Source organism: Azospirillum brasilense (assembly GCF_003349955.1).
GTDB lineage: Bacteria > Pseudomonadota > Alphaproteobacteria > Azospirillales > Azospirillaceae > Azospirillum > Azospirillum brasilense_B.
In genome coordinates, this window is sequence record NZ_QLKQ01000083.1 from 20,927 (window position 1) to 29,283 (window position 8,357).

At 72.3% G+C, this 8,357-nt stretch carries 9 protein-coding genes; 8 read left to right on the plus strand and 1 reads right to left on the minus strand.

Annotated features, from left to right (window positions below; all coding sequences use genetic code 11):
- Positions 1 to 2 precede the first annotated feature (2 nt).
- The 8 genes from DXK32_RS26775 (at position 3) to DXK32_RS26810 (ending at position 7,766) form a co-directional block, all read left to right on the plus strand.
- A complete protein-coding gene (locus DXK32_RS26775) occupies positions 3 to 2,372 on the plus strand; it encodes a xanthine dehydrogenase family protein molybdopterin-binding subunit (RefSeq protein WP_114861295.1) in 2,370 nt (789 codons plus the stop codon).
- Entirely contained in the window at positions 2,369 to 3,181 is an 813-nt protein-coding gene (locus tag DXK32_RS26780) for an FAD binding domain-containing protein (protein ID WP_114861296.1), read from the plus strand. Before DXK32_RS26775 ends, DXK32_RS26780 begins: the two co-directional genes overlap by 4 nt.
- Positions 3,178 to 3,666 (plus strand): (2Fe-2S)-binding protein, encoded by a 489-nt coding sequence (locus DXK32_RS26785; RefSeq protein WP_114861297.1) that lies wholly within the window; start codon positions 3,178 to 3,180, stop codon positions 3,664 to 3,666. Before DXK32_RS26780 ends, DXK32_RS26785 begins: the two co-directional genes overlap by 4 nt.
- 5 nt (positions 3,667 to 3,671) lie before the next feature.
- Positions 3,672 to 4,352, plus strand: coding sequence for an SRPBCC family protein (locus DXK32_RS26790; protein WP_114861298.1), 681 nt, complete (start codon positions 3,672 to 3,674; stop codon positions 4,350 to 4,352).
- Between the two features lie 48 nt (positions 4,353 to 4,400).
- Positions 4,401 to 5,570, plus strand: coding sequence for an amidase (locus DXK32_RS26795; protein ID WP_114861299.1), 1,170 nt, complete (start codon positions 4,401 to 4,403; stop codon positions 5,568 to 5,570).
- Positions 5,567 to 5,947 carry an oxalurate catabolism protein HpxZ gene (hpxZ, locus tag DXK32_RS26800; RefSeq protein ID WP_114861300.1) on the plus strand — a complete coding sequence of 127 codons (381 nt, stop codon included), beginning with the start codon at positions 5,567 to 5,569 and terminating at the stop codon, positions 5,945 to 5,947. Before DXK32_RS26795 ends, hpxZ begins: the two co-directional genes overlap by 4 nt.
- A gap of 96 nt (positions 5,948 to 6,043) precedes the next feature.
- Positions 6,044 to 6,529, plus strand: coding sequence for a MarR family winged helix-turn-helix transcriptional regulator (locus DXK32_RS26805; protein WP_114861301.1), 486 nt, complete (start codon positions 6,044 to 6,046; stop codon positions 6,527 to 6,529).
- 37 nt (positions 6,530 to 6,566) lie between these two features.
- Positions 6,567 to 7,766, plus strand: coding sequence for a DUF1116 domain-containing protein (locus DXK32_RS26810; RefSeq protein WP_114861302.1), 1,200 nt, complete (start codon positions 6,567 to 6,569; stop codon positions 7,764 to 7,766).
- A gap of 40 nt (positions 7,767 to 7,806) precedes the next feature.
- Here DXK32_RS26810 and DXK32_RS26815 read toward each other — a convergent pair.
- Positions 7,807 to 8,357: electron transfer flavoprotein subunit alpha/FixB family protein (locus DXK32_RS26815; RefSeq protein ID WP_205215836.1), on the minus strand; the 551-nt coding region annotated here is incomplete at its 5' end.

Genomic DNA, 8,357 nt, shown 5'->3' on the forward strand with positions numbered 1-8,357 from the left:
GAATGGGAGAGGTTAGCACCGCCGGTTCCGGTGTCGGCGCCAGGGTCCGCCGCAAGGAAGACGACCGGCTGCTGCGCGGGCGGGGCCGCTTCGTCGGCGACATCGCCCTGGTCGGCATGAAGGAATTGGCCTTCGTGCGCAGCCCGGTCGCCCACGCCACCATCACCGGCATCGAGATCCCGGAGGAGCACCGCGGCGCCGTCTTAACCTGGGCGGATCTGGCGGCGGGCGGCGTCAAGCCGATCCGCGCCGTCTCGGGCCTGCCCGGCTTCAAGGTGTCGGAGCAGCCGGCGCTGGCCGACGGCAAGGTGCGCTTCGTCGGCGAGCCGGTGGCCGTCTGCGTCGCCGCCACCCGCGCCGAGGCCGAGGACATCGCCGCCTCCGTCTTCGTCGATTACGCCGAGCTGCCGGTGAATTCCGACATGCTGGAGGCGGTGAAGCCCGGCGCCCCCAGGGTGCACGACCACTGGCCGGACAACGTCTTCCTGGAGACCAACGTCGGCGGGAACATCGCGGAGATCGCCGCCACCGCCCCGGTGAAGGTGTCGCGCACCATCCGCACGGCGCGCCAGTGCATGGTGCCGCTGGAGGGCAAGGGCGTGGTCGCCCATTGGGACCGCCACGTCGAACAGCTCGTCCTGACCACCTCGACCCAGATGCCGCACATCGTGCGCGCCGGCCTGTCGGAATGCCTGGACCTCGACCAGGGGCTGATCCGCGTGGTGGCGCCCGACGTCGGCGGCGGCTTCGGCTGGAAGGGCCTGCTCCAGCCGGAGGAGATCGTGGCCGCCTGGATCGCCATGCGCCTCGACCGCCCCGTCCGCTGGACCGAGGACCGGCGGGAGCATCTGGTGGCCGCCGCCAACGCCCGCGAGCACCATTACGAGATCACCGCCTACGCCGACGCGCGCGGGCGGCTGCTGGGGATCGAGGCCGACGCCTGGGTCGATGCCGGCGCCTACTCCGTCTATCCCTTCTCGGCCTGCCTGGAGGCGGCGCAGGTCGGCAGCATCCTGCCCGGGCCCTACGACTTCGCGCATTACCGCTGCCGCACCTTCTCCGTCTGCACCAACAAGCCGCCCATCGTCCCCTACCGCGGCGTGGCGCGCACCGGCGTGTGCTTCGCCATGGAGCAGATGATCGACGCGGTGGCCGACGCCGTGGGGCGGGAGCCGTGGCAGGTGCGGCTGGAAAACCTCGTCCCGCCGGAGAAGATGCCCTTCGACAACGTGACGAAGAAGCATTTCGACAGCGGCGACTATCCCGAATCCGTCCGCCGCGCCGTCGCCGCCATCGAGCTTGACGGCTGGCGCGCCCGCCAGAAGGCCGGGGAGGTGGATGGGCGGCTGATCGGCGTCGGCTTCGCCACCTATTGCGAGCAGTCGGCCCACGGCACCGCCGTCTATCACGGCTGGGGCATTCCCATGGTGCCGGGGCACGAGCAGGCGCAGGCCCGCATCACCCCGGACGGCGGGCTGGAACTGCGCGTCGGCGTGCAGTCGCACGGCCAGAGCATGGAGACCACCTTCGCCCAGGTCGCGCACGAGGTGCTGGGCATCCCGCTGGAGAAGATCAAGCTGGTGCACGGCGACACCGGCCTGACTCCCTATTCGACGGGCACCTGGGGGTCGCGCAGCATGGTCATGGCCGGCGGCGCCGTCGCCACCGCCTGCCGCACGCTGGCCGAGCGCTTGCGCAAGATCGGCGCGCATCTGATGCAGGCCGGGCCGGAGGGCGTGCTTCTGGAGGGCGGGTCGGTGAAGGCCGGGGCCGCCGCGGTGACCATCCGCGAGATCGCCCACACCTGGTACCGCGCGCCGCAGCTCCTTCCCGCCGACGTGGATCGGGGCGGGCTGGAGGTCACCGCCGGTTACAAGCCGGGCAGCGACCACGGCACCTTCTCCTACGCCACCCACGCTGTGGCGGTGGCCGTGGACCCGGAGATCGGGCAGGTCGAAATCCTCGACTACGTGGTGGTCGAGGACGCCGGGACCATGGTCAACCCGATGGTCGTCGACGGCCAGATCTACGGCGGCGTCGCCCAGGGCGTCGGCACCGCGCTCTACGAGCGGATGCCCTACGACGCGGAGGGCCAGCCGCTCGCCTCCACCTTCGCGGATTACCTGATCCCCGGATTCACCGAGGTCCCGCACGTGAGGATCATCCACATGCTGACCCCCTCGCCCTACACCGAGTTCGGCGTGAAGGGCATCGGCGAAGGCGGCGCCATCGCCCCGCCGGCGGCGATCTGCAACGCCATCAACGACGCGCTGAAGCCGCTGGGAGTCATCGTGACGAACGCGCCGATGACCCCGGAGGTCATCCTCGGCGCCATTGCGGGGCAACAAGACGCCGGGCGGGGTGCGGCATGAAGGCGGTCGATTTCGACTACGCGCAACCGGCGACGCTCGCCGAGGCGCTGGAGCTGCTGTCGCGTGAGGACGTGATGGTGCGGCCGGTGGCCGGCTCCCAGTCGCTCGGCCCCATGCTGAACCTGCGGCTGGCCCAGCCGGAGCTGCTGGTGGACATCACCCGCATCGCCGAGCTTCAAACGATCCGCCAGGAAGGCGACCGGTTGGTCATCGGGGCCTGCGTCACCCACGCGCGGCTGGAGGACGGCGATTATCCGGACGTGACGCGCGGCGTGCTTCCCAGCGTGGCGGCGGTGATCGCCTACCGCGCGGTGCGCAACCGCGGCACCATCGGCGGCAGCCTCGCCCACGCCGACCCGGCGGCGGACTGGGTGAACGTCCTGACCGCGCTCGGCGCCGACGTGGTGATCGCCGGCCCGGGCGGGCGGCGCAGCGTGCCGATGACCGACTTCATCCTGGGCGTCTTTGAGACGGCCCTGCAGCCGGGCGAGATCGTCGCGGAAATCCATGTGCCCGCCCTGTCCGACCGGGCGCGCTGGGGCTATTACAAGGTCTGCCGCAAGACCGGCGAGTTCTCCCACGCCACCGGCGCGGTGCTGATCGACCCGGCCCGTGGCGTCCAGCGCTGCGTCGCCGGTGCGACCTCCGGCAAGCCGGTGGTGATCGACGGCCCCGCCCTGTTCGAGGGCGGCTGCACCGAAGCGGCCATGGCCGCGCATCTCGCCGGCAGCCCCGCCGCTGACGACCCCATCGCCCTTCGGACCCACACCGTCGCGCTGAAGCGCGCCATCGCGCAGGTGATGTCATGAGCGCCCACGCCAAATCCATTTCCCTGACCGTCAACGGCGCGCGCGTCGAGGCCAGCGTGCCGCCGCGTCAGCATCTCGGCGACTTCCTGCGCGAGCGGGAGTTGCTGACCGGCACCCATCTGGGCTGCGAGCACGGCGTGTGCGGCGCCTGCACCATCCTGATCGACGGCGAGCCGGCGCGCTCCTGCATCACCTTCGCGGTGGCCTGCGACGGGCGGTCCATCACCACGGTGGAAGGGCTGGACGACGACCCCGTCGCCACGGAGCTGCGCGAGGCCTTCGCGGCCGAGCACGGGCTGCAGTGCGGCTTCTGCACGCCCGGGATGCTGGTGGCGGCGCGCGACGTGGTGCTGCGCCGCCCGGACGCCGACAACCCGGCGATCCGCACGGCGATGAGCGGCAACCTGTGCCGCTGCACCGGCTATGTCGGGATCGTCAACGCCATCCGCCGCGTCATCGACGCGCGCAACACGAACGCGGGGTAAAGCCCATGCCGACCATGACCCAGACCCTTGCCGTCAACTTCCCGCGCGCCCGCGTCTGGCCGCTGCTCGGCGATGTGGAGCAGGTGATCGCCTGCATGCCCGGCGCCTCGCTGACCAAGCCGCGCGAGGGCGACCGCATCTTCGGGCAGATGCGCGTGAAGCTCGGCCCGATCGCCGCCGCCTTCGCGGGCGAGGGCACGCTGACGATGGACGAGGCGACCCACACCGGCGTCATCCACGGCCAGGGCACCGACCCCAAGAACAACTCCCGCGCCAAGGCCGACGTGACCTTCGCGGTGTTGGAGGACGGGCCGGGGACGCGCATCGACCTGACCGTCGATTTCACGCTGACCGGCGTGCTGGCCCAGTTCAGCCGCGGCGCCATCGTGCAGGAGATTGCCAACCGCCTGACCGCCGAATTCGCCCGCAACCTGGAAGCCAAGCTCGCCGCGACCGCCCCGGTGGCGGAAGAGAAGGCGGCTGCGTCCTCGGAAGCGGTGGCCGCCCCGGCCGCGGAACCCGCCAAGGAACTGAACGCTGGCAATCTGCTGTGGGTGATGCTGAAAGACTGGCTGCGCAAGCTTTTCTCCAGCCCTCTCCCCTCTGGGGAGAGGGTGGCCCGGAGGGCCGGTGAGGGGGATGCGCGCGGCGGTGCGTCCGGCAAAAGCGCAACCCCCTCGCCCTGACCCTCCCCAGAGGGGATTTGGAATTCTGACGAGACCCAAACCCGCATCATGCCAAACGACCCCCTGAACGCCTTCGTTCCCTACGGCCGGACCGAGGTCGCCGGAGCCGCAAGCGGCCCGCTGGCCGGGCTGCGCTTCGCGGTGAAGGACCTGTTCGACATCGCCGGCCTGCCCACCGGGGCCGGCAACCCCGACTGGTTGCGCACCCACGAGGTCCCGCGGGAGACCGCGCCCGCCGTGCGGCGCCTGCTCGACGCCGGCGCGCGCGTCGCCGGCAAGACGCTGACCGACGAGTTGGCCTGGAGTCTGGCCGGCGAGAACGCCCATTACGGCACCCCGGAGAATCCGCAGGCGCCGGGCCGCATTCCCGGCGGCTCCTCCAGCGGCTCGGCCGCCGCGGTGGCGGGCGGGGCGGTGGATTTCGCCATCGGGACGGACACCGGTGGGTCGGTCCGCCTGCCGGCCAGCTATTGCGGCCTCTACGGCATCCGGCCCACCCACGGGGCGGTGCCGCTGGACGGCTCCGTGCCGCTGGCGCCGAGCTTCGACACGGTGGGCTGGTTCGCGTGGGAGGCGGCGCTGCTCCGCCGCGTCGGGGCGGTGCTGCTGCCGCCGGCGCCGGCCCTGACCCTCTGCCGCCTGTTGGTCGCCGAGGACGCCTTCGCCATCGCGGGGGAGGCGGTGCGCGCCGCCCTCGCCCCGGCCTTGGACCGGCTGCGCGAGCGCTTCGGGGGGGCGGAGACGGTGACGCTGGCCCCCGAAGGGCTTGATCAATGGCGTCCGGTCTTCCAGACGCTCCAGGCCGCCGAAGCCTGGGCGGCGCACGGCGCCTGGATCGCGGCGACGAAGCCGAAATTCGGGCCGGGCGTGCGCGAGCGCTTCGCGGCGGCGGCCACGCTCGACCCCGCCCTTGCCGGCGCGGCGGCACAGACGCGGGAGGGCATCCGGCGGCGGATGGACGACCTGCTGGGAACGGACGGGCTGATCGTCCTGCCCAGCGCGCCGGGCATCGCGCCGTTGCGCGGCTCGTCGGGGGCGGCGGTGGACGCGGAGCGCGGTCGCGCGCTGGCGATCCTCTGCCCCGCCGGTCTGGCCGGTCTGCCGCAACTCTCCATTCCCGCGGCGCGGCTCCAGGGCTGCCCGCTCGGCCTGTCGCTGATCGGCCCGCGCGGCAGCGATGCAGCACTTCTCGCCATCGCCGAGGACCTCTTCGCATGACGCTTGAGATCAACATTCCCGAGGTGGTGGCCGAGGTCACCGCCGTCTTCGAGCGCTACGAGCGCGCGCTGACCGGCAACGACGTGGCGGTCCTGGATGAGCTGTTCTGGAACCACCCGGCGACCCTGCGCTACGGCGTGGGCGAGAACCTGTACGGTTACGACGCCATCGCCGCCTTCCGCCAGGGCCGTCCCGCGGCGGGGCTGGACCGCAGCTTGCGCAACACCGTCATCACCACCTTCGGCCGCGACATGGCGACCGCCAACACCGAGTTCACGCGCCCGTCCACCGGGCGTGTCGGGCGGCAGAGCCACACCTGGGTCCGCATGCCGGAGGGCTGGCGGATCGTCGCCGCGCATGTGTCGCTGATGGGCTAGATGTTGCGGCCATCCGGCCCGGTTGCCGATTCTCCGGCCCGCCGCCATCCTCTCTGACAGTCGATTTCCCAAACCCGCTCCGACGGACCGCCCGCGATGACATTAGACGACCCCCTGATCGAAGAGGCGTACCGCATCCTGGCGGAGCGTCCCGGATTCCTCATCCGCCGCCTGCACCAGATCCACGTCGCCATGTTCATGGAGGAGTGCGCGGAGTTCAGCATCACCCCCGTCCAGTACAGCGTGCTGACCGCCCTGATGGACCGGCCCGACCTGGATCAGGTGACGCTGGGCGCCCAGATCGGTATCGACCGCACGACCACCGCCGGGGTGCTGGCGCGGCTGGCCGAGCGCGGGCTGATCCAGCGCCGGGCCAGCCCGGTCGACAAGCGCATGAAGCTGGCCGCCATCACGGCGGAGGGCCGGAAGCTGCTGCGCCGCATGGACAAGAAGGCCCAGCGTGCCCACGACCGCACCATCGCGCCCCTGCCCAAGGAGGACCGGGCGGTCTTCCTGCGCTACCTGCTGCATCTGGTCGACGCCAGCAACGGCTACGGCCGCGCCCCCCTGCATCTGCCGTAACGGCACCGACAACATCGAGACCTTGGGGACACACGCGATGAACGACGCCACCGCGCGGGCCGTGGAACGGATGCTGGCCGCCGATCCGCTGTGGACGGAGACCGGAACCGCCGGGGAGCGGATCGGGCTGGACCGCCACACGCTGCTGCACGCCGGACCGCCCTTCGCCGATCCGGCGGAGATCTGCCCGCCGATCCTCAACGCCGCCGCGGCCGCGCTGCTGTTCGAAGGCATGGCCGGCGGCGTCGAGGAGGCCCGCGCCCTGGTGCGCAGCGGCGCCGTGACGCTGCGCCCGGCGCAGGATTTCGGCGTGGTCACCCCGCTCGCCGCCGTCGTGTCGCGGTCGATGTGGCTGCATGTGGTGGAGGATGCCGGCGGCTCCGGCGCCCGCGCCTACAGCCCGCTCAATGAGGGCGGCGGTCCCGCTTTGCGCTTCGGCATCGTCAGCGGCGCGGTGGTGGAGCGGCTGCGCCTGCTGCACGGCGCGGTCGGCCCGGCGCTGGCCGGGATCGGGCCGGTGGCGTTGACCGGGATCGCCTGCGAGGCGATGGAGCAGGGGGACGAGCTGCACGGGCGCGTCGGGGTGGCCTCGGCGCTGCTGACCGAGACTCTGGTGGCGCGGCTGGGCGGGACCGGCGCGGTCTGCGCCTTCCTGAAGGAGGCGGGGCAGTTCTTCCTCAACCCTTGGATGGCCGCCTGCAAAACGATGCTGCTCGCCGGCGACGGGGTGCCGGGCGCGGCGCTTGTGACGGCGGCGGGCGGCAACGGGGTGCGCTTCGGGTTGCGCCTGTCGGGCATGATGGGCGAGGGCTGGGCGAGCGCGCCGGTGGCCGCCCCGCAGGGGCCGGACATTGGCGTCTCGCGGCCGCGCCTGCCGGCGATCGGGGACAGCGCCGTCATCGACGCGCTGGGCTTCGGCGCGCTGGCGCTCGACGCCGCCCCGCTGCTGCGGGCGGAGCTTGGGGCGGCGGCCGAGACGGCCATCGCGGCGGCGGACCGGCTGCTCTGCGCCGACCATCCCGTCCATGGCCGGCGCGTCGGGCTGGACGCCCGCGCCGTGCTGCTGGGTGGCCCGGTGCCCCCGGTCTGTCTGGCCGCCCTGCACGCGGCGGGGGAGGATGGGATCGTCGGGCGCGGCCTCGCCTGGCACCCGCCCTCCTGCCACGCTGAGGCGGTGGCTGCCGTGGACCGGCTGAGCCGCGCCGGTTTCCCGGACGCCCCCGACCGTCGCGCCTGACGTCGGGGAAGCCGGCGGGGGACCGGCGACGCCTATGGCTTTACAGCGCCTGCTCCAGCTCCGGCACCGCCTTGAACAGGTCGGCGACGAGGCCGTAGTCGGCGACCTGGAAGATCGGCGCCTCCTCGTCCTTGTTGATGGCGACGATGACCTTGCTGTCCTTCATGCCGGCGAGGTGCTGGATGGCACCGGAGATGCCGACGGCGATGTACAGCTCGGGCGCCACGATCTTGCCGGTCTGGCCGACCTGGTAGTCGTTCGGCACGAAGCCGGCGTCCACCGCCGCGCGGCTGGCGCCGACCGCGGCCCCCAGCTTGTCGGCCAGCGCCTCCAGCAGCTTGAAGTTGTCGCCCGACTGCATGCCGCGGCCGCCCGACACCACGATCTTGGCCTGGGTCAGCTCCGGACGCTCCGACTTCGTCAGCTCCTGGCCGACGAACCTGGCCGAACCGGCGTCGCCCGTCCCGGCGATGCTCTCGACCGTCGCCGAGCCGCCGGTCGCGGCGGCCGCCTCGAAGGCGGTGGTGCGCACCGTCACGACCTTGATCGGGTCGGCGGACTTCACCGTGGCGATGGCGTTGCCGGCGTAGA